A 21,467-nucleotide genomic window follows, 5' to 3' on the forward strand; every position below is an offset into this window, starting at 1 on the left:
CCATCTGAGGGAAGAAGAAGCGAGAAAGAGGGATTATGGCGGCCAAACAGCATGCGTTACGAGCAGTGCGCAGCTTCGGTATTGCAATCGTTGTTACCGTTGGTATTGTAGCGGCCTTGCTGCTGTTCATGGCATCGGATGACGGTGGTGCCGATCTGAGCTACAAAACGCTTGACTACGATGTGCAGGTGCAAAGCAATGGCGATTTGAAGGTCACCCAGCATATCGACATGAAACTCGCCGACCGCAGCGACGATGATGGTGATCATCCGTGGAAGCAGCTGTACCAGCAGTACACGCTGAAGGAAAGCGATCTGACCAATATTACCGATATCAGCGTGCGCAATGTAACAACGGGGGAAACCTACCAGCAGGGCGATATCGCAATCCCAAGCAGCTACAGCACCGACGAATGGAATCGAGAACATGCGAAGCAGTGGTACATCGCCGATGTCTCGCAAGGCGACAGCAATCCACAGCCGTTCGATCCCGCAAAAGACGGTCTTGTTTCCGGCAATACCGACGATCGTTCCAAGAAGATCGAAATCGGGTGGAACATTCCCTCCATCACATCGACAAGCAGCCTGAAATTCGACGTGACCATGACCATGCAGGGCGTGACCACCGCCTATCAAGACATGGCCACGTTCCAATGGGAGCCGCTCGGCGTGAGCAATCAGATTCCCATCGGCAAAGTCACCGGCACCGTCACGTTCCCGGATGGCATCACGGCAGATAATTCATGGGCTTGGCTGCACACCGAACGCACATCCACCACCGAACGTGGTGATAAAGGGTCGCTGCAGTTCACCGTGCACGACGTTCGTGCCGGCGACTATGTTGACGTGGTCGCCATGTTCGACGTCGGTGCGACCAGCGGTGTGGCACGCACTCGTGATACCACCATCAAAAACGGCCTGATGGAAAGCGAGGCCCAACAGGAGCAGCAGTGGCGTGACCAGCAGCGCACAAAAGCGCGTATTCGCCTGATCGCAGGAGTCGCCATCGCTGTGATAGGCCTGGTGTTGTGTGTAATCGCCGTCGTGCTCGCATTGCGCAGTTTCAATCGTTCGCAATACCACGGTGGCGTCGAGTATTGGCGTGACGAACCGGAAATGAGTCCCGCCAGCGCCGCAGAACTGCTGTATATCGTTGACAACAAGCATTCGAAAACATTGTCGAGCCGAAAAATGTCGGCTTCCGTGCTCTCGCTCGCCTCGCGTGGAGCAATCGCCATTTACCCGGGGCCGGCCGCCATGTATCGGGGCATTGATATGAGTCGGTCTCGCAATGCCGATATCGCGCAGCTGATTTCCAATGATCCAGCCCGTGCGCGTGATGCAGGCAAAACCAGCACCATCGTGATACTGCCGGTGGTGTTCGATAACCCGCAGTCGTTGGCGTTGAGCCAGAGCGAACGTACCGCGCTCGACCTGCTGGTGAAGGCGTCCGAACGCATTGGTTCTCCGGTGTTCGACCTGAAACAGATGGACAAGAATTTCTCCGATTGGTCGAAAGGCTACAAGTATCAGGAAAAGTTTACGAATGCGTGCAGTAGCGAATTCTCCATGTTGGGTGCCACTTCGGCATGCGGTGGGGGAGCGTTCGCCGCAGGTATCTGCGCTGCGATTCTGTCGTTCCTTTCCATAGTATATTTTGGCGTGATCGGCAATCTTGCGTTGGTCATGCTGATTTCCGCGCCGATGATGCTCGCGTCCGTGTTTGCGCTGAGCTACCTCAAATTGAAGGGGCTTAACGACAATGGTCAGCGTCTTGCCGGTCAGGTGGTCGGTTTGAAACGGTATATGGAGGATTTCAGCGACTTCCGTGATCGTGGCGTGGCTGATATGACGTTGTGGGGTCGCTACATGGTGTATGCCACTGCGTTCGGCATTTCCGAAAAGGCGATGAAGCAGCTGTTGAAGGCGTATCCGCAATTGGCCGATCCGAATTGGCTTGATGCCAACGCTTCCGATTCGCTGCTCTACTGGAGTTACCGTTCATGGTATTTCAATCATTATTACGGTGGTCCTGGTTCGATCGATGTCAATGCGACGGATTTCTCGCCGAGTGCCAATTTTGGTGATATTGGCGCGCAGTTGGAATCAGGTTTCGCTGATATTCAATCGACGATTTCGGCGGCATCACCGTCCGGAAGTTTCAGTGGTTCCGGCGGCAGTTTCTCCGGTGGCGGTTTCGGCGGTTCGTCCGGCGGTTCCGGTGGCGGCAGCTTCGGCGGTCGCTGACTTGCAGCATTACGTATCGCAACGTATTGCATCGCAACACAATCCATCAAATCATGATTAATCAAATCGTAATTTGACAAATCGTAATTTGTATAATTACGATTTGATGTATGACGTTTATAGGCAGACAAGATGAACTGGCGTTTCTGGAAGACTGCTATGCCAACAACAAAGCGCAACTGGTAGTGCTGTATGGTCGTCGCAGAGTGGGAAAAACGGAACTGCTGGCGCAATTCGCGCGAAACAGGCAGCATGTGTTCTTCGCATCTCCATCGGCGACCAAAGATGAACAACTTGCTGCTTTCTCGCGTCAGATGTTCGAAGCGGGAGCACCGGCAGGCCGATATCTGCAACAGTATTCCGATTGGGAATCAGCGCTGGCTGACATAGTCAATCTTCCCACGCAAGACGGAAAACGCAGATTAATCATCATCGATGAATTTCCCTATCTCGCGAAAAGCGATTCCTCCTTGCCTTCCGTACTGCAGAATCTTTGGGATCACACATTGAAGGATTCCAACGTCATGATGGTGCTGTGCGGCAGCTCCATGAGCTTCATCGAAAAAGAGATGCTTTCGGAAAAATCGCCATTATACGGGCGTGCCACCGGCGTGCTGAAGCTCCTGCCGATGCCGTATTGGGATGCCGCGCAATTCTTCCCCGATTACAGTGCGCAAGACAACGCGCTCGCGTATGCCATACTCGGCGGAATTCCGCATTATCTGGCGCAATTCGATCCTAGCGAAAGCGTCGAAAACAATATTCGGCGGACGATCCTGCGTCGCGGCATGCCCTTGTACAGCGAAACGGAATTTTTGATGCATCAGGAATTCCGTGAGCCGGCAACCTACAACACCATTCTGCAGGCTGTGGCGTTGGGGGCCACCCAACTGAACGATATAGCCCAGCGAACCATGCTTTCCGGTTCGGCGGTGAGCACGTACCTCAAGAACCTTATGGAAGTGCATATTGTGGAGCGTGAGTTTCCAGTGGATGCCAAGCCTGTGGAGCAGTCCAAGGCCATGCGCGGACTCTACCAGGTGCCTGACAGTTTCTTCCGTTTTTGGTATGCGTTTGTAGGGTCGAACCGTTCGGAACTGGAAATGGGGGATGCGAAAGGTGTGTACGAATACGAGATAGCGCCATATTTGCATGATTTTGCGGCGGCTTCATTTGAACGCATGTGCGCGGATTGGCTGCGTCGAAAGAGCATGCAAGGCGAGCTTGGTTTCCGTGCGAGTCATGTTGGGCGTTGGTGGGATTCCACGCGTGAAATCGACGTTGTTGCCATCGACAAGACGAACGCACATGTGCTGGTCGGCGAATGCAAATTCCGCAACAAGCCCATGGATAACGCCATGCTTGAGTCGTTGCGCAACAAATCGTTGGCGCTTAAGGGGAGCGATCGCGCATACTATCTGTTCTCGTTAAACGGTTTCGATAGGGGAGTGCAAGCCGTAGCCGATCGCGATCCAAGCGTGAAACTCATCGGCATCGACGATTTGTACGACCTGTAGCAGGATAACGGTTTAGCTGTGGGGCTGTTGATTGGGGCGACTGGTAAGGTTGCGTTGGAAGCATTGTTATGTTGTTGAAGGAGATCGGGATGGCTTTGTTCCGTAATCTTGGACCGTTCCACACCACGGCTATCGGTCATGGCGAAATGCCGTTGACCATTGAAAACAATCGTGGTCACGATGTCGGTATCGAAACATTGCACGCCTCGTTGGATGCCGGATGCCGTCACATCGACACCGCTTGGGCGTACTACACGCCGGGCGAAGAGGAACAGACCGGCGAAAAGCTGGTGCGTGAGGCGCTTGACTCGTGGAAGGGCCCGCGTGAGGAAGTCACCGTGGCCACCAAGGTGGGCTTGCGCCGCGCTTGGGAGGGTGACAAGCCGGTTTGGCCGCGTGACGGCAAGCCGGAGCATCTGATCGAATACGGCAAGCAGTCCGCGATGGCGCTTGGCGTTGACAGCATCGATCTGCTTTACCTGCACCGTCATGATCCGGAAGTGCCGTACAACGAGTCCTGCGAAGGCATCAAGGCGTTGCTTGATCAGGGCGTGGCCCAGTGGGCCGGTGTTTCCAACGTGAGCATCGAACAGTTGAAGATCGCGCAGGAGATCCTCGGCGACAAGCTTGTGGCCGTGCAGAACCAGTATTCTCCGATTCATCTGGACACCCAAGACACGCTTAACTATTGCGCCGAGCAGGGTCTGGCATTCGTGTGCTGGAGTCCGTTGGGCGGCTACCGTCACCCGTACGACGAGCACCTGTTCGATCCGTTCCGCGAGGTGGCCGAAGCCCGTGGCGTGAGCTACCAGCGTGTGGTGCTCGCATGGGAGCTGGCCAAGGGCGACCACATGTTCGTGATTCCCGGTGCCCACCGACCGGAAACCATTCTCGATTCCCTCAAGGCCGACGAGCTCGAACTCACCGAAGAGGAACTCGCCAAACTCGGCTGAGTGTCAGATTCGCAATGATTTGCGTCAAGGCGTCTGTCTCCACGATGGACGCCTTTGTTTTTCCGCATGTGTTTTTCCTCGTATGTATTTCCCGGATGCGGCAGAAGTGTCCCGTGAATAGTTGAGAATATAGAGCGGAAAAATCGAGTAAGAGGAACAAGCGTGCAAAGAAGAAACAAGCCTGAAGTATTGGCTCCCGCAGGCAATCTGCGAGGACTGAAAACCGCCGTCGATTACGGTGCGGACGCCGTCTACTGCGGAGGTAAGGCGTTCGGCATGCGTTCGGCGCCGAAAAACCTGAGCTTGGAGGATTTCGAAGAAGGCTCCCGGTACGCGCATGAGCGTGGCGCCCGCGTGTATGTGACCTGCAATGTGTTGCCGCGCAACAACGAAGTCGAAGCGATGCGCGAATACATCGGCCAGCTCAAAGACACCGGCGTGGACGCACTGATCGTTTCCGACATTGGTGTGATGCTCATGGCCCGCGAAGTGGCGCCGAACCTGGAACTGCATGTGAGCACGCAGGCGGGAGTCACCAACTATCAGGCAGCGAACGCCTTCTACCAGTTGGGTGCACGCCGTGTGGTGCTCGCCCGCGAAATGGATCTGCAGGCCGTGCGAGACATTCGCGCACGCATCCCCGACGATCTTGACATCGAATGCTTCGTGCATGGCGCGATGTGCATGGCGTTCTCCGGTCGTTGTCTGTTCTCCAATTATCTGACCGGACGTGACGGCAATCATGGCGAATGCGCTCAACCGTGCCGCTGGAAGTATTCCATAGTCGAGGAAAAGCGCCCCGGCCAGTATTTTCCGATAGAACAGACTAAGGAAGGCGCGTATCTGTTCAATTCGCAGGATATGAACATGCTTGCGCATATCGACGATCTGCTTGATTCGGGCGCTACCAGTCTGAAAATCGAAGGTCGTTCCAAGAGCGCCTACTATATTGCGGCGATGACGAACGCTTACAAGACCGCCGTTGACGCATACATGGTGCAACGCGGTTTTGAAGACGAGGATGGCACTGTGCTGAAGCCGTTCCACGATCGTGTGATTCGTCCGTCCGATCCGGATTACGGCAAGCCGGAAACCGCCGATTCAATTATGGAACATGCGGATGGCGCATTCGCGGGAAAGCCGGATATTGCGACCGTTCCCGTCGCTTCTGCCGGCGAACCGGATGATCTGAGCTACCATGCCCGCAGCACAAGGCGTAAGTCGAACACGGCTGCCGAAATCCTGCCGGAAGGCTGGTATCACGCCGGAGTGCGCCCCGCGGAGCATGTGTCTCTGCCTGACTGGCTGCTGGACGAGCCAGACAAGGTGGCGCACCGCGACTATTCCACCGGCTTCTACTATCCGGAGCACAAAGTGCAGCAAAGCACCGATCGTTCCGCGTATTTCCGCGCATGGCTGGTGGTCGGCGAAGTGCTTTCGTGGAGTCCGGAAGACGGCGGTCGCGTGACCATTATGAGCCGCAACAAGATCGAAGCCGGTCAAGAGGTTGAATTCGTGCTGCCGGGCGCGGCTCCGCTCGCCTATACCATTCCGGCCGGCGGATTCCGCGACGCCGATGGGCATTGGGTCGAAGCCATCAACAATCCGGCGCATGTGTTCTCCATGCCATGCCCGCAGGAAGTGCCGGTGAACGCGGCCATCCGATCGCGCACCAAAAAGCCGACACTCAAAGCGGAATAATTGCGAAAAACATCGTATAGGTGCAGAAAATCAGCAGAAATTAGTTGAAATAATCGTAGAACAATCAAGGAAAACAGAAAAATATGACTGACAAGCAGTATGACGACGCGATTCTTGACAGCAATGCGATCGACCCGACCGACGTGGACGGCAATCCAATTCCGGTGACCATTCCAATCATGCTTGCGCCGGGCGTCAAAGTCGTGTACACCACGCGACTTGGCGGCACCAGCGAAGGAGACTATGCGCACTGCAATCTCGGGGGTAAAACCGGCGATGATCCGAACCATGTGCTCGCCAATCGTGTGGCGCTCTCCAACGCCATCGATGCGAAACTGAGCCTGGTCAGCCAGGTGCATTCCGGCGTTGCCGTCGATGTGGACGAATTGTTCGTCATGAACCGTCCGTTTGGTTTCGACGTGTCCGGCAGCAAGGGCGAAACCGCTCAGCAGGTGGGCGAAACCGCGGATGGGCCGGCAGTGGTCGAGGCCGACGGCCAGGTGACCGCGCAGAAGAACGTGGCGCTCGGCATGTTCGCGGCCGACTGCCTGCCGGTGCTCATGGCCGATGCGGAAGCCGGTGTGATCGGTGCCGCGCATTGCGGGCGTCGTGGTCTGCAGAACGGTGTGATCGGCGCCACCATCGAAAAGATGGTGGCCAAGGGAGCCAAGCCGGAACGTATTGTCGCCACGCTCGGCCCGTGCATCTGCGGCGACTGCTACGAGGTTGGCGGAGACATTGCTGACGAATTCGACGCGCAGTTCCCTGGAACCTTCACGCTGAGCCGTTTCGGCCAGCCGGGCATCGATATCGCGGCCGCCGCGCTGCAGGAGCTTGCCAAAGCCGGTGTTCCGGCTGATAACGTCGTTTCCTCCCGCGCCCGCGTCAACGCAGCCACCCAGTATCTTTCCGAAGACGAGGAATTGGCGGAAATCTGCCAGTCCGATGGTGAAGGCGAACCGTGGCTCGCGGAACGTTTCAAGAAGATCCGCCGTAGCCTGTGCACGCTGGAAAATCCTCTCTGGTTCTCGCATCGCCGTGCCACCATCGCAGGCAAAGCGCACGAAGGCCGCATGCTTGCGCTGATCGTACGCGAATAGTGGGAGAGCGGCGCGCTGTTGCGGATTGCGTGCAGAACGTAAGGCAAAACGCGTTGCAAACCGATTCGGGGGTTTACGGTGGGACGTATGAGTGAGAGAGAGCAGATGCAGGAACAGAAGATGCCGGTTGTGGCCGTGGTGTTGGCGGCCGGTTTCGGCACGCGATTCGATGAGAACAATCCCAAGCAGTTGGTTTCGGTGGGGGATAAGCCGATCGTCTGCTGGAGCATCGAGGCATTCGAGCGTAACGATCGCGTGAGCGACATCATCGTCGTGGTCAACGAGCGTGTCAGCAATATGGTGAACATGCTCATCGACGAAGCCGGCTATACCAAGGTGCGTGCCGTGATTCCGGGTGGCTCCGAGCGTGTGGACAGCACCCGAGCCGCGCTTGACCTGCTCAAGCAGGCAGGCATTCCCGATGGCGCGAAAATCCTCATCCACGATTCCGTGCGACCGTTCGTCGAACAGCAATCCATCGACGGTTGCATCGACAGCCTCGACCAGTTCAACGCGGCGACCGTGGCCTACGCGTCCACTGACACGATTCTGCTGACCGAAGATCTTGGAGAGCGCAAGGTGGTGCGCTCCGTGCCCGATCGTACGAACGCATTCCGTGCGCAAACCCCGCAGGCCTTCCGTTTCGGTACCATCACCAAAGCCTACGAGCTTGCCACCGCCGATCCCGACTTCCACCCGACCGACGACACTCGCGTGGTGGTGGACTATCTGCCGAACGAGCCGGTCGCCATCGTTGCCGGATCCGAAACGAATCTTAAAATCACCACGCAGGCCGACATGCCGATCGCCGAGAACATAGCGCGCAGCCTCGACCCGGAACACGCCAAACAAGAAGCGAAAGCGCGCATGCACGCGGTGTTCGCCGAAGCATTCTCACAAATGCATAAGCACTGATCGTAAACGAACCCACCTTTCGACCACGTACACTGGAACACATGCAGCAGATCAACATCGTCATCTCAGGTTTCACCCCGTACGACGGCATCGACGTGAATCCGGCCGTACTTGTTCCCGTGGCGCTCGCCGAATATTGGAATGATCCATCTCAATCCGTGGCGCTGTCCGACGATCTTCTGCAGGATGTTTCCATTAGCGTGACGACGGTGACGCTTCCGGTCAGTTTCGCCAATGCCTGGCCCATGTTGCTGAACGCCATCGAACAGGCGAATCCCGATATTGTCATCGCCACCGGTTTGAAGCGGTCCGCCCGCGGCGTGTTGCTGGAGCGATGCGCCACGAATCTGATGGACGCGGCCAAGCCTGACGCCGACAATGTGATTCCGCCTCGCCGTCCGATCAATCCAGAAGGCCCGGCAGCATATTGGACGCGCTTGCCGTTGCGTTCGATTCTGCGCGATTTCGCCAAACATGAGATTCCCGCCGCGCTGAGTTCTGATGCGGGCACGTTCGTCTGCAATTCGCTGTTCTACCATCTGCTCGACTGGTCTGCCGCGCAGGAAAAGCGTATTTTGTCGGGTTTCGTAAGCCTGCCGATCGTCAACGAGCAGTCACATCCGCAACATGGACTGTCGATCGCGCAGCAAATCGCCGCAGGTAACGATGTGATCCGCGAATCGGTGCGTTATTATCTGCAGCCATCCTCAAGTGAGATTCTGCTCGGCTGAACGGCGTCGGCGTTTCCTCGAACGATTTCTGTGCTCTCTGTGAGAATTATGCGACTGCCGTGTGCCGAACGTTTTTCCTGCGCTAAAGTTCAAGACGGATAGGCGCGGGCAAGATGCGCGATGGAAGGGAATTCGTGAAAGGAATACCATGGTTGAGCAGTTCCCAATCGTGTTGAGGGGGTACGACAAGGAAAGGGTCGATGAGGCGTTCGCTTCGGCTCAGGAGACGGTGGACCGTCTGCGTGAGCAGGTCAAGGCCGACGATCAGACCATCCTTGAACTGCAGGCACAGCTGCAGGAAGAGAAAAACAAGAAGGCCAACCCGAATTCGTTCGCATCTCTGGGCGCCAACGCGCAGCAGATGCTCGCCAGCGCGGAACAGACCAGCGCCGAGCTGCTCGACCGTGCCAAGAAAGACGCTTCCGCAGCACGCGCCACGGTGCAGCTTCAGGCCGAAACCCTGCTGAACAATGCCAAGCTCGACGCCAAGCGTATTCTCGACGAGGCCAACGCCAAGGCCGAAGCGGTGCTGTCGAAGGCCAATAATGATGCCGACACGCTGAAGTCCAACGCCCAGCGCGAAGCGGACCAGCTGCGTGGCGAAGCGCAGAAGGCCGTGGTGGCGCAACGCCAGACCGTCGATCTGGAGTTGACGAACTCCCGTGAGGAGCATGACAAGCGTCTCGCATCGGAGCGCGCCACGCAGGAGCGCGAGCTCTCCGATATGCGCGCCGAAGCCACCGAGCAGATCGCGGCGCAGCGCAAGAACGCCAATGACGAGATCAACCGCATGAAAAGCGAGACCAACGACCAGATCGAATCTGCGTTGGCCGAAGCCAACAAGAAGCTGGCCGACGTGCGTGAGCAGGTGTCCAAGATGATGACGGACGCGCAGCGCCGTGCCTCGGAAATCACGGATACCGCCAAAGCCAAGGCACAGGAGATCACCGACGAGGCTGAAGTGCATCGCACCAAGACCATCAGCCAGGTCAATGCCGAGGTGGAGCAGATCCGCGCCGACATTTCCGCCCAGCAGGATGAGGCTACGAAGAAGGTCAACGAGCTGCTCGCCGACCTGAACGAACGCCGTGAAACCGCCAAGAAGCAGTCCGACGAGCTGATCTCCGAAGCGCAGCATACACGCGATGAGGCCGAGGCATACGCTTCCGACAAGCGTGAGGCAGCCGACAAGCAGGCTGCCAGCATTCTCAAGCAGGCCACCGAAGAGGCCGACGAGCAGATCAACAAGCGTCGTGAGGCAGCCAAGAGCGAGCTTGAAGGTGTGCAGCAGCGCATCGCCGACCTGCAGACCCGTGAGGCGCAGATCACGCAGCGTGTCAGTGAACTGCGTGCCATGTTTGCCAACGCGTTCTCCGGTTTCGGCGCGAACGGCCTGTCTGTGGTCAATTCCATCGACGGCGAACAGCATGATTCCGCAGCTGAAGTTGAAACTCCGGCGGAATCGCACGACGAGAGTGGCGAAACTGTTGCGGGCGAACCGGAAGTGACTTTCGATGAGGATGTTGTCTCCGACGAACAGCAGAATAATGACGACTTTGAAGAACCGTCCGAAGACGAGCAGTCTGACCAGGGCGAGGAAGCACAGGAGGAACAGAACAATGACTGACATCACGCCGTTGAGCGCTGATGCATTGGCAACGCTGGTTGAGGATTTCGAAGCCAGCGACCACAACCGTATGGCCATGAACGCGGTCACCGCGGCGGGCATCAACAAGGTGGCGCGCAACTATGACCGCGCCCGCCTGATGCAGCGCAGATTCTCCACCATTGTCGACAATGGCACCGCCACCCATCAGGATCGTTCCGGCCGTTGCTGGCTGTTCAGCTCGCTGAACGTGGCTCGTTTCGTGGCCAAGAAGAACATGGGGCTGAAGGAATTCGAGTTCTCCCAGAACTATGCCATGTATTACGACAAGCTCGAGCGCGTCAACTACTTCCTGCAGGACGTGGCCGAACTGGTGAAGGCCGGCGAGCCGTCCGACTCCCGCCTGATCCAGCATCTGCTCGCCGATGTGATGGGCGACGGCGGTCAGTGGACCATGGCCATGAACGTGTACAAGAAGTACGGTGCCGTTCCGAAGGATCTGTTCCCGGAAACCGAATCCTCCAAGAACACCGGCGAAATGAATGTGCAATTGCGTCGCCTGCTGCATACGGCTGTCGCGCACATGTATGCCGATCCGGCTTCGATCGAATCGGTAATCGCCGAAGCGACCGCCGCCGGCCACCGCATTCTGACGATTCACTTGGGCGAGCCGCCGAAGAGCTTCGACTGGGAGTGGACCGACAAGGACGGCGAGTTCCACCGCGATGGTGAGATCACGCCTGTGGAATTCTGGCAGAAGTACGTCGGTTCCGCCGATTTGGAAAGCTACGTGTGCTTGGTCGACGATCCTCGTCAGGAGCATGCGAAGGGCAAGAAGATCGGTATCGAGCACTTGGGTAATGTGGCCGGGGGAGACCCGACCGAATATCTGAACGTGCCGAACCAGTTCATGAAGGATTGCGTGCGTCAGATTCTCGAAGAGCAGGGCATTCCAGTATGGTTCGGTGCCGACTGCCACCCGATGATGGATCGTGAAAACGGCGCTTGGGCCACTGATCTGTTCGAATACGGCAAGGTGTATGGCGTTGATTTCGACCTGAACAAGGAAGATCGCGTGCGTTTCGCCGATTCCGCAATGAACCACGCTATGGCGTTCGTCGGCGTGGACGTGGCCGAAGACGGCACGACCACCCGTCGTTGGCGCGTGGAGAACTCCTGGGGAGACAAGATCGCAGACAAGGGCTACTTCACCATGAGCGACGACTGGTTCACCGAATACGTGTACGAGGTCGCCGTGCCGAAGGCGCTGCTCCCTGCCGAATATCAGGCCGCTCTTGACGAGCCGGCCACCATGCTTCCCGCATGGGATCCGATGGGCGCTCTGGCTGACTGATACGTAAACCGACAAGCCGATTGACGAATGCCGACTGCATGGGACTTCGCAAAAAGTCCAGCATGCAGTCGGCATTCGTGTTATTCCATTTTTATCCGTTAAGGTGACTTCGGTGATTATCATCCATGCACAGTATGCATGAAGCAGGTATGCAGGTATAAGGAGGAGCAGAAGAGATGTCAGGTCTTCGCGGTCCAGATAGTTCGAGGGATGCACAATTGTTGGATAACGCTGTGTTTCCGGAGACCGTGGATGTCAATATTCGACAGTTGGACCCGATTCCCGCTCCCCGATATTTTCTGAAGGAAATCCCGCTTACCGACGAGATGAGCGATCTGGTGTTGAAGTCCCGTCAGGAAATCCGTGACGTGCTGAACGGCAAAGACGATCGTTTGCTCGTCATCGTCGGCCCCTGCTCGATTCATGATCCGAAAGCCGCACACGAATACGCCGCAAAGCTCGCGGCCGTCAAAAAAGAGCTGGAAGACCAGCTGGTCATCGTGATGCGCGTGTATTTCGAAAAGCCGCGCACCACCATCGGGTGGAAGGGACTGATCAACGATCCTGATCTCGACGGCCAGTTCAACATTCGCAAGGGCATGTGGCTTGCACGCAAGGTGCTGGCCGATGTGCTGAGCCTTGGACTCCCGGCAGCCACGGAATGGCTTGACCCGATCACCCCGCAGTACATCTGCGACCTGATCAGCTGGGGTGCGATCGGCGCTCGCAATACCGAAAGCCAAGTGCATCGCGAGCTCGCGTCGGGCATGTCGATGCCAATCGGCTTCAAGAACGCCACCGACGGTTCGATCAAGCCGGCAGCGGACTCCTGCTTCGCGGCCGCCTTCGAGCATCATTTCCTGTCCATCAATCTTGACGGACGTGTGATTTCCGCCGAAACCAAGGGCAATCCCGATTGCCACCTGGTGTTGCGCGGTTCTTCGCACGGTCCGAACTACGACACCGAATCCGTGGCGAAGGCGTTGGCCGATCTGAAGGTTTCCAAGGCTTCCGGACCGAGCGAACACGGCATCGTCATCGACGCGGCGCACGGCAACTGCGGCAAGAACGAAGTGCGCGAAGCTGAAGTGATCGAAAACATCGCATCCCGCATCGCAGCAGGCGAACAGGGAATCAGCGGTATTATGATGGAAAGCTTCCTGAAAGCCGGCAATCAGAAGCCCGCTCCGCTCGACCAGCTGGAATACGGCAAGTCCATCACCGACGCCTGCGTGCCGTGGGAACGTACCGAACAGCTGCTGCACGCGCTTGCCGAAGCGGTCGAAAGCCGTCGCAAGCTTGCCGAATAATCGCAAATAAGCGTAAATAATCGTCAATAGAAAAACCGTGCGAAAACCGCGTAATCTGCGTAATCGCACGGTTTTTGCATTGTGATTGCTATTCTTGGGAAAGATAGTGATTTCCAAGGAGAGCAGTGAGATGCAGCAGCAGCTGAACACGCCTGAAGAGCTTCGTGCCATCCGTCAGGCCATGGATGAAGGTAAGAATCCGCTGGTGGTTACGGATGTGCCGCGATGGGAAGATCAGGTTGGCATCAGCCGCATCGTGAACCGCCGAGTGCTTGAATTTGAGGTGCTTCCCACACCGGCGCAAGTGTTGGGCGATCTGCCGCTCAGCGATCAGGCTCAGGAAATCGTTGCCTATTCTCGAGATGAGATTCGCGCCTGCCTATATGGTCAGGATGATCGATTGCTGGTGATTGTAGGCCCATGTTCCGTGCATGATCCTGCTGCAGCGCTCGATTACGCCCGTCGTTTAGCCGCGTTGAAAGACGAGTTGGGCGGCGAATTGCTGATTGTGATGCGCGTGTATTTCGAAAAGCCGCGTACCACAGTCGGTTGGAAGGGTCTAATTAACGATCCCGACATCGATGGCAGCTGCAATATCAAGAAGGGTTTGCTGTTAGCCCGCCGTACACTGCTTGGCGTATTGGACGCCGGTTTGGCTGCGGCCACGGAATTCCTGGAACCAACCAGCCCGCAGTACATTTCCGACGCGGTCAGCTGGGGTGCGGTCGGCGCTCGCAATACCGAAAGCCAGGTGCACCGTCAGCTCGCTTCGGGCATGTCGATGCCGATCGGCTTCAAAAACGCCACTGATGGTTCCATCAAAGCGCCGACCGATTCATGTTTTGCTTCGGCACAACAGCACACGTTCTTCGGCGTCGATCACATGGGCCGCGCGGCCGTGGTCAAAACGCTCGGCAATCCCGACTGCCACGTGGTGTTGCGCGGTTCGAGCAGAGGCCCGAACTATGACTCCGAATCCGTGGCGAACGCCATGAAGCTGATCCGTGAAAAAATGCCGGCTGAGTCCGCGGCCGCGCACGGCCTGATCGTGGACTGTTCGCATGGCAATTCCGGCAAAGACGAGCATCGTCAGGCCGAAGTGGTGCGCAATATCGCAAGTCGCATCGCCGACGGTGAAGAGGGCATCACCGGCATCATGATGGAAAGCTTCATCGAGGGTGGCAGCCAAAAACCGGCACCGCTTGCCGAGTTGACGTACGGTCAATCCATCACCGACAAATGCTTGAGCTGGCAGACCACGGAACAGCTGCTGCGCGAACTTGCGCAAGCCGTGAGCAAGCGCCGCTGGAAGTGAGCGAAGCAAAAATAAGCGAAACCAAGCGAAAAGCGTGAAGCGTGAAGCAATCGAAAGGAACGAACGCATGAGCACAATCGCCATCATTGGCGCCATGGACGAGGAAGTCGCCAATATCGCATCCGCATTGAGCGACATCACCGTAACGGAGGAAGCCGGCGTCAGCGTGACGCGAGGCACCATCGAAACCAACAAGGGCACTCGTGTCAACGTTGCGGCAACGGTCGGCGGCATGGGCACCGTCAATATCGCCGCCACCACGCAGCATCTCATCGACGCGGACCAGCCTGACGCCGTGATCTTCTCCGGCATCGCAGGCAATCTCAACACGCATCTGCACATCAACGACGTGGTGCTTGGCGGCACGTTGCGCTACCTCGACACTGACATGCGTCTCGTCGGCCAGTGGAAGCCAGGAACTGCGGACCAGCCGGTGGAGGAATTCCACTCCGACGACCGCCTGATCGAAGTTGCCGATAAGGTGCTGACCGATCTGAACGTGCATCACATTACCGGCATCATCGCCACCGGCAACTATTTCGTGGACGATCCGAAGAAAGTGGAGCAGGTGATTCGCGAAACCGGCGCGGACGCGGTCGAAATGGAAGGCGCCGCGGTGGCACATATCGCGGCACGCAACGACCTGCCCGTGCTGGTCATTCGCGCGTTGAGCGACAATGCCGACACGGATTACGTGGAATTCAAGGAATTCGACATTTCAGAATATGCCGACACTGCGGCGAAAATCGCAGTGAACATCGTCAAGCGCATGTAAGCGCAGCACGGCCTGTCCAGCGCATCGATCGCCGGACAGGCCGTCTCATATTTCGGTATGGCGAATCTCATGAAAGTGAACTGCAGGGAAACTTCCGATGGCGTGAGGGAATCGCGCACGGAAATCGCTTTCCGGAACCGCTACTGTTGAAGAAGAATGACGGATTATCGGAAGGTTAACATATGACGCTAGAGCACGTGGTGATGGCGATTGTGGTTGTCGCCGTCGCTGTGGTCGCCTTTCTTCTGGGGCGTGCCCGAGGCGTTCAGCTCGAGGAGGATGAGATCGCCCCGAACGATCCAAGCCTGTTCGGCGCGCAGAAGAACATGTCGCTATTCGGTCCGCGCGTGCCTGTGCAGTCCACGGAACGCCAGCTTATTGCCGTCATGCCGGAGGCGTTGATCGTCGTCGATTCGCTGGCGTCGGTCAAATATGTGTCCCCGGGCGCGCAGCGTTTCGGCATTGTTGAAGACCATGCGATGACGCTCGCCGAAATCCGCGATATTCTGCGATTGGTGTCGACCGACAGCGTGGTGCGTGAGCGTGAATTGTCGATTCCGTTGGACCGCTCCGCCCGTGCGGCCGCGAAGAACACCGACGGCAAGGGCATTGAGGCGGGCAAGTTCCGCCCTTCCGACACGCTGTATCTGCATGTGCGCGTCGGCCAGATTTCCGATGATCTGTTTGCGATTTTCATTTCCGATATGAGCGAGCAGCGTCGTTTTGAAATCATGCGTCGTGATTTCGTGACGAACGTTTCGCACGAATTGAAAACCCCGGCAGGTGCGATTTCTCTGCTTGCCGAAACGATTGGCGATGCTGCAGACGATCCCGATATGGTGAAGTATTTCGCTGGTCGTGTGTCCAAGGAATCCGAACGATTGACGGAATTGGTACATCGCTTGATCGACTTGCAGAAGGCGCAAAGTGCGGCTGCGGTGCTGAACGCGGAACGGCTTTCCGTACTTGCGTTGGTACGCGAGGCGATCGTCGAAAACCAAGTGAAGGCCGAATCGAAGCATATCAATCTGGTGCTTTCGTTGAATGGCAAGCAGAAGCTGGTGCACGTCGAGGGTGCCGTAAACGCTGTCGATGAGGATGATGTGTTCATCAACGCCGATCATGAAACCATCAAAACCGCGGTGAAGAATCTGGTGGAGAACGCCGTCAACTATTCTCCGGAACACACCACCGTCGCAGTCGGCGTCGGCAGTAGCGATGGCAAGGTTTCGATTCGTGTCGTCGACCAGGGCATTGGCATTCCGGAATCCTCGTTGGATCGTATTTTCGAGCGATTCTACCGTGTCGATCCCGCGCGCTCCCGCGAAACAGGGGGTACGGGATTGGGCTTGGCCATCACCAAACATTGCGTGCAGGATTGTGGAGGCACTATTGCCGTGTGGTCGCGTGAGGGGGAAGGGTCGACCTTCACCATCACCTTGCCTCAGGCGGAATCGGAGCAAGACGAGGAATCTGCGAAATCTGAAACCGTGGAAATTAGTGAATCAGAGCAGCTTCCAATCGAATAATTCAAGCAAGAACGAATAATTCAAGCAAATAACCAAACCAATCAACGTTCCAATCAACAAGAGCACAGAGGAGAAGCACTGATGACGCGAATTCTGATCGTCGAGGACGAGGAATCGTATCGAGAGCCGCTGGTCTACCAGCTCACCCGCGAAGGCTACGACGTGTCCGCCGCGGCCACCGGCGAGGAGGGGCTGGAACTGTTCACCAAAGGCGGCATCGATCTGGTGTTGCTCGATCTGATGCTGCCGGGGCTCGACGGCACCGCACTATGTCGCAGAATTCGTGAGCAAAGCCGTGTACCGATCATCATGCTCACCGCGAAAAGCGCAGAAATCGACAAGGTGGTCGGTTTGGAAATCGGCGCGGACGACTACATCACCAAGCCGTACTCGTTCCGCGAGCTGCTGGCGCGGGTGCGTGCGGTGCTGCGACGCAACCAGATGGTGGCCGACGCGACGGAATCCTCCGACGACGATATTCCGCTGATCTGCGGTGACATTTCCATGAAGATCGGCCAGCATGAGGTGATGGTGCGCGGAGAGAACGTGTTCTTCCCGCTGAAGGAATTCGAGCTTCTCGAATATCTCATGCAGAACAAGGGCCGTGTGATGACCCGCCACCAGCTGATCGACCGCATTTGGGGGTCCGATTACGTTGGCGACACCAAAACGTTGGATGTGCACGTCAAGCGTGTCCGTTCCAAAATCGAGGAGGATCCGGCGCATCCGAAATATCTGACCACCGTGCGTGGCTTGGGCTATAAAATTGACGTTCCTGCGGAATAAAGTGGAAATATCGCGATAGCTGGAAATATATAAGATAAAACACTGTGATTCCAGTAACCATCGTAAGTTGCAGAATAATTGATTATTGATTGATAACTGAATGTAAGACCGTGGTATCACGGTAGTCGCCGAAGATCGGTGAATGGAAATGACGGAAACGTCCGAAGTGTCGTAGAGTGTTCATCTTCCGTTCACCGATTTTGGTTTTGCGGGACTAAAACCACCAATAGGCTTGACAGTGTCATGAAGAACGATGGCGACAACAGAATATGAAATGTCAGAAACATACGCCATCAGAATGTTGACAGAGGGAAAAGAATAATGCGTAATTCCATTCTCGTACGCTCCATTGCAGCTGTGTCCGGCATTGTGATGCTGGCTTCTGTCGCGGCTTGCGGCGACAACACTGCTTCCAACACTGATTCTTCGGCTAGCACCGACACCAAGACCACCGAAGCCGTGTCCGGCAACTTCTCCGGCGCTGGCGCTTCCTCCCAGCAGGCTGCTGTGGAAGCCTGGATTGCCGGCTTCCAGGGCACCAACCCGGATGCCAAGGTCGCTTACAACCCGTCTGGTTCCGGCGCTGGCGTTTCCACCTTCCTGACCGGCGCCACCGCATGGGCCGGCTCCGATGCCGCCCTGTCCAATGACGAGGTCGAGCAGTCCAAGAGCGTGTGCGCTTCCGGCAACGCCTTCGACATCCCGGTCTATGTCTCCCCGATCGCAGTGGTCTTCAACCTCAACGGCATCTCCGGCAAGGGCAAGACCCTGAACATGGACGCCGACACCATCGCCAAGATCTTCGACGGCAAGATCACCAAGTGGAACGATGACGCCATCAAGCAGCAGAACCCGAAGGTTGACCTGCCTGATCTCGACATCACCGTGGTGCACCGCTCCGACAAGTCCGGCACCACCAAGAACTTCCTGAGCTACGTCAAGGATGCCGCTGGCGACGCTTGGGGCTATGAGCTCGGCGAGAACTGGCCGAACGAGGTTGGCCAGGGTGCCAAGGGCACCTCCGGCGTGATTTCCACCGTGCAGCAGGCTGACGGCACCATCGGCTACGCCGATGCCTCCCAGGCTGGCGAGCTCGGCACCGTTGCGGTGAAGGTTGGCGACAATTACGTGCCGTTCTCCGCTGAGGCCGCCGCCAAGGTTGTGGATGCCTCCCCGCTCGACGAATCCGCCACCGGCGACAACCGTGTGGTCGTCAAGCTCGACCACAACACCACCGAGGCCGGTGCCTACCCGATCGTGCTTGTCTCCTACGACATCGCCTGCCCGGCATACAAGGATGCCAACACCGCCAAGTTCGTCAAGTCCTGGCTCACCTACGTGGTCAGCGACGAAGGCCAGCAGACCGCTGCCTCCGCAGCAGGCTCCGCTCCGCTGTCCAACACCATGCGCCAGAAGGTCCTCAAGTCCATCGACGCCATCGAAACCAAGTGAGCTTTGGTACAGTAAGCGATAAGCTCTCGGTGAACGGCAACTGACCGTCTGTTTCAGGCCGCAGCCGCAACATGAAAGCGGGTGCGGCCTGAAACGGTACTTGTAGGTGAAACGGAAAGCGTAATCATCGAACGTCATCATCGCAAGTCATCGAACGTCATCGTAGACCTGTTCAAGCAATCGCAAGTTAAGGAGAACCCGTGAGTTCGCAAAGCAAAACGGCACAGCAGCCGGTGAGCGGCAAAAACGCGGATAAGGTGTTCCGGGGCGTGGCTTACGCCTGTGGCATCCTGATCCTCGTAGTGCTCGCCGCCGTCGCGCTGTTCCTGCTGTTCCGCGCATGGCCGTTGATCGGCGGCGATCAGCAGGCTAATAGCGAAACCATCAGCAACTTCACCGGCGGCAAGGCCTCCAGCTTCTGGGGCTATGTCGGACCGCTACTGTTCGGCACCGTGCTGATCTCCGCGCTGGCACTGTTGATTTCCTTCTTCGTGTCGGTCGGCATCGCACTGTTCATTTCGCACTATGCGCCGAAGAAGCTCGCCACCGCCTTGAGCTATGTGGTCGATCTGCTTGCCGCAATCCCGTCCGTTATCTACGGTCTGTGGGGCGGTCTGGTGCTGGTGCCTGCCATCTACCCGTTCTGGAATTGGGTGGCCAAGTATCTTGGCTGGATTCCGCTGTTCGCAGGTCCTGCCGCCAATCCTTCCCGTACCGTCGCCACCGTGGCCGTGGTGCTCGCAGTCATGATCCTGCCGATCATCACTTCCATGTCTCGCGATATCTTCCTGCAGACTCCGCGCCTTCAGGAAGAGGCTGCGCTCGCATTGGGCGCCACTCGTTGGGAAATGGTCAAGCTTGCGGTGCTGCCGTTCGGCAAGTCCGGTGTGGTGTCTGCTTCGATGTTGGGCTTGGGCCGCGCACTTGGCGAAACCATGGCCGTGCTCATGATCCTGTCTCCGGGCCTCAACTACTCCATCAAGCTGCTGCAGGCCTCGCAGAACCAGACGATCGCAGCCAACATCGCCGCACAGTATCCGGAAGCCAACGATCTCGGCGTGTCCGTGCTGATCGGCACCGGCCTGGTGCTGTTCCTCATTACTTTCGTGGTGAATTTCATCGCCCGTAAGCTTACCGAGAAAGCGAGTGCGTGATGACCGCAGTGAATAACAACGCTTCTCCGATGGACGGTGCCCCCGTCATCGATTTCGACAAGTTCAAGCCGACGCGTTCCTTTACCGCTGCACGTAAGCGCAAGGATCTTGCGATGCGCGTGCTGATCGCTCTTGCGTTCATTGTGGCGCTGATTCCGCTGTTCTCGGTACTGCTCACCACCATCGTCAACGGTGTCAAGAGGCTGAACCTCAACTTCCTGAGCTATAACATGACCGGTGTGGTCGGCGGCAATCCGACGCCGTCCGGTGGTTACGGCGGTATTCAGCACGCCATCATCGGTACGCTGGAAATCACGTTCGGCGCTATGGTCATTTCCATTCCGATCGGTCTGATGTGCGCCGTGTACTTGGTGGAATATTCCAACCGTGGCAAGCTGGCTCGCGTCATCACCCTGCTGGTCGACGTGATGAGTGGTATTCCGTCCATCGTCGCAGGTTTGTTCGCATTCTCGATGTTCACGATTCTGATTGGACCTGGCACCATCAACGGTTTCGAAGGTTCCGTGGCACTGTCGCTGCTGATGCTGCCGACCGTGGTCAAGTCTTCTGAAGAAATGTTGAAGATCGTGCCTCACGACTTGCGTGAAGCGTCGTATGCTTTGGGTGTTACCAAGCAGCGCACGATTACGAAGATTGTGTTGCGTACCGCTTTGCCGGGCATTGTTTCCGGTGCGATTCTCGCCGTCGCCCGTGTGATTGGTGAGACCGCTCCGTTGCTGATGACCGCAGGCTACATCGCCTCCACGAACGTCAACCTCTTCTCCGGCCAGATGACCACCCTTCCGGTGTACGTCTACCAGGAGTACTCCAAGCTCAACGCGAATTGCCCGGCTTCCGCCGACGCTTCCTGCGTGACCACCATCCCGATGGAACGCGCATGGGCCGCGGCTCTCGTGCTGATCCTCATCGTGCTTATCCTCAACCTTATCGGTCGACTCGTGGCGAAGATCTTTGCCGTCAAGTCGGAACGATGAGCGGTAGTCTTACATACAGAAACAACAT

At 57.1% G+C, this 21,467-nt stretch carries 17 protein-coding genes; all 17 read left to right on the forward strand.

All coding sequences use genetic code 11. From position 1 onward, the window contains the following. Nucleotides 1-35: 35 nt before the first annotated feature. Nucleotides 36-2,246 carry a DUF2207 domain-containing protein gene (locus AH68_RS01465; protein WP_039196988.1) on the forward strand — a complete coding sequence of 737 codons (2,211 nt, stop codon included), beginning with the start codon at nucleotides 36-38 and terminating at the stop codon, nucleotides 2,244-2,246. A 110-nt stretch (nucleotides 2,247-2,356) separates the two neighbouring features. Then, nucleotides 2,357-3,763 carry an ATP-binding protein gene (locus AH68_RS01470; RefSeq protein ID WP_039196991.1) on the forward strand — a complete coding sequence of 469 codons (1,407 nt, stop codon included), beginning with the start codon at nucleotides 2,357-2,359 and terminating at the stop codon, nucleotides 3,761-3,763. Between the two features lie 89 nt (nucleotides 3,764-3,852). Further along, complete coding sequence (locus tag AH68_RS01475) at nucleotides 3,853-4,716, forward strand: aldo/keto reductase (protein ID WP_039196993.1); 864 nt, start codon at nucleotides 3,853-3,855, stop codon at nucleotides 4,714-4,716. A 162-nt stretch (nucleotides 4,717-4,878) separates the two neighbouring features. Next, the gene (locus tag AH68_RS01480) at nucleotides 4,879-6,417 is read left to right on the forward strand and encodes a peptidase U32 family protein (protein ID WP_039196994.1); all 1,539 of its coding nucleotides are present in this window, start codon (nucleotides 4,879-4,881) and stop codon (nucleotides 6,415-6,417) included. An 83-nt stretch (nucleotides 6,418-6,500) separates the two neighbouring features. Continuing rightward, nucleotides 6,501-7,517, forward strand: coding sequence for a purine nucleoside phosphorylase YfiH/LACC1 family protein (locus tag AH68_RS01485; RefSeq protein ID WP_039196996.1), 1,017 nt, complete (start codon nucleotides 6,501-6,503; stop codon nucleotides 7,515-7,517). Nucleotides 7,518-7,604: 87 nt separating this feature from the next. Then, complete coding sequence (locus AH68_RS01490) at nucleotides 7,605-8,432, forward strand: IspD/TarI family cytidylyltransferase (protein ID WP_004220089.1); 828 nt, start codon at nucleotides 7,605-7,607, stop codon at nucleotides 8,430-8,432. 41 nt (nucleotides 8,433-8,473) lie between these two features. Next, a complete protein-coding gene (locus tag AH68_RS01495; protein WP_039196998.1) occupies nucleotides 8,474-9,163 on the forward strand; it encodes a pyroglutamyl-peptidase I in 690 nt (229 codons plus the stop codon). A gap of 148 nt (nucleotides 9,164-9,311) precedes the next feature. Beyond that, on the forward strand, nucleotides 9,312-10,790 hold the full coding sequence (locus AH68_RS01500) for a cell division protein (protein WP_052189119.1): 1,479 nt from the start codon (nucleotides 9,312-9,314) through the stop codon (nucleotides 10,788-10,790). Continuing rightward, nucleotides 10,783-12,123, forward strand: coding sequence for a C1 family peptidase (locus AH68_RS01505; protein WP_033500774.1), 1,341 nt, complete (start codon nucleotides 10,783-10,785; stop codon nucleotides 12,121-12,123). Before AH68_RS01500 ends, AH68_RS01505 begins: the two co-directional genes overlap by 8 nt. Before the next feature lie 176 nt (nucleotides 12,124-12,299). Then, complete coding sequence (locus AH68_RS01510; RefSeq protein WP_039197002.1) at nucleotides 12,300-13,433, forward strand: 3-deoxy-7-phosphoheptulonate synthase; 1,134 nt, start codon at nucleotides 12,300-12,302, stop codon at nucleotides 13,431-13,433. Nucleotides 13,434-13,563: 130 nt separating this feature from the next. Further along, nucleotides 13,564-14,748: a 3-deoxy-7-phosphoheptulonate synthase gene (locus tag AH68_RS01515; protein WP_052189120.1), complete on the forward strand. Its 1,185-nt coding sequence runs from the start codon at nucleotides 13,564-13,566 to the stop codon at nucleotides 14,746-14,748. Between the two features lie 67 nt (nucleotides 14,749-14,815). Then, nucleotides 14,816-15,523, forward strand: a complete 708-nt coding sequence (gene mtnN, locus AH68_RS01520; RefSeq protein WP_003836078.1) for a 5'-methylthioadenosine/S-adenosylhomocysteine nucleosidase — start codon at nucleotides 14,816-14,818, stop codon at nucleotides 15,521-15,523. A 182-nt stretch (nucleotides 15,524-15,705) separates the two neighbouring features. Next, nucleotides 15,706-17,052, forward strand: coding sequence for a sensor histidine kinase (locus AH68_RS01525; protein WP_039197004.1), 1,347 nt, complete (start codon nucleotides 15,706-15,708; stop codon nucleotides 17,050-17,052). Nucleotides 17,053-17,133: 81 nt separating this feature from the next. After that, entirely contained in the window at nucleotides 17,134-17,838 is a 705-nt protein-coding gene (locus tag AH68_RS01530; RefSeq protein WP_004220077.1) for a response regulator transcription factor, read from the forward strand. A gap of 321 nt (nucleotides 17,839-18,159) precedes the next feature. Beyond that, nucleotides 18,160-19,290: a phosphate ABC transporter substrate-binding protein PstS gene (gene pstS / locus AH68_RS01535; RefSeq protein WP_039197007.1), complete on the forward strand. Its 1,131-nt coding sequence runs from the start codon at nucleotides 18,160-18,162 to the stop codon at nucleotides 19,288-19,290. A 200-nt stretch (nucleotides 19,291-19,490) separates the two neighbouring features. Continuing rightward, entirely contained in the window at nucleotides 19,491-20,444 is a 954-nt protein-coding gene (gene pstC / locus AH68_RS01540; RefSeq protein WP_039197009.1) for a phosphate ABC transporter permease subunit PstC, read from the forward strand. Further along, a complete protein-coding gene (gene pstA / locus AH68_RS01545) occupies nucleotides 20,444-21,439 on the forward strand; it encodes a phosphate ABC transporter permease PstA (protein WP_004220070.1) in 996 nt (331 codons plus the stop codon). Before pstC ends, pstA begins: the two co-directional genes overlap by 1 nt. The last annotated feature ends 28 nt before the right edge of the window (nucleotides 21,440-21,467 follow it).

It is taken from the genome of Bifidobacterium catenulatum PV20-2 (assembly GCF_000800455.1).
Lineage (GTDB): Bacteria > Actinomycetota > Actinomycetes > Actinomycetales > Bifidobacteriaceae > Bifidobacterium > Bifidobacterium kashiwanohense_A.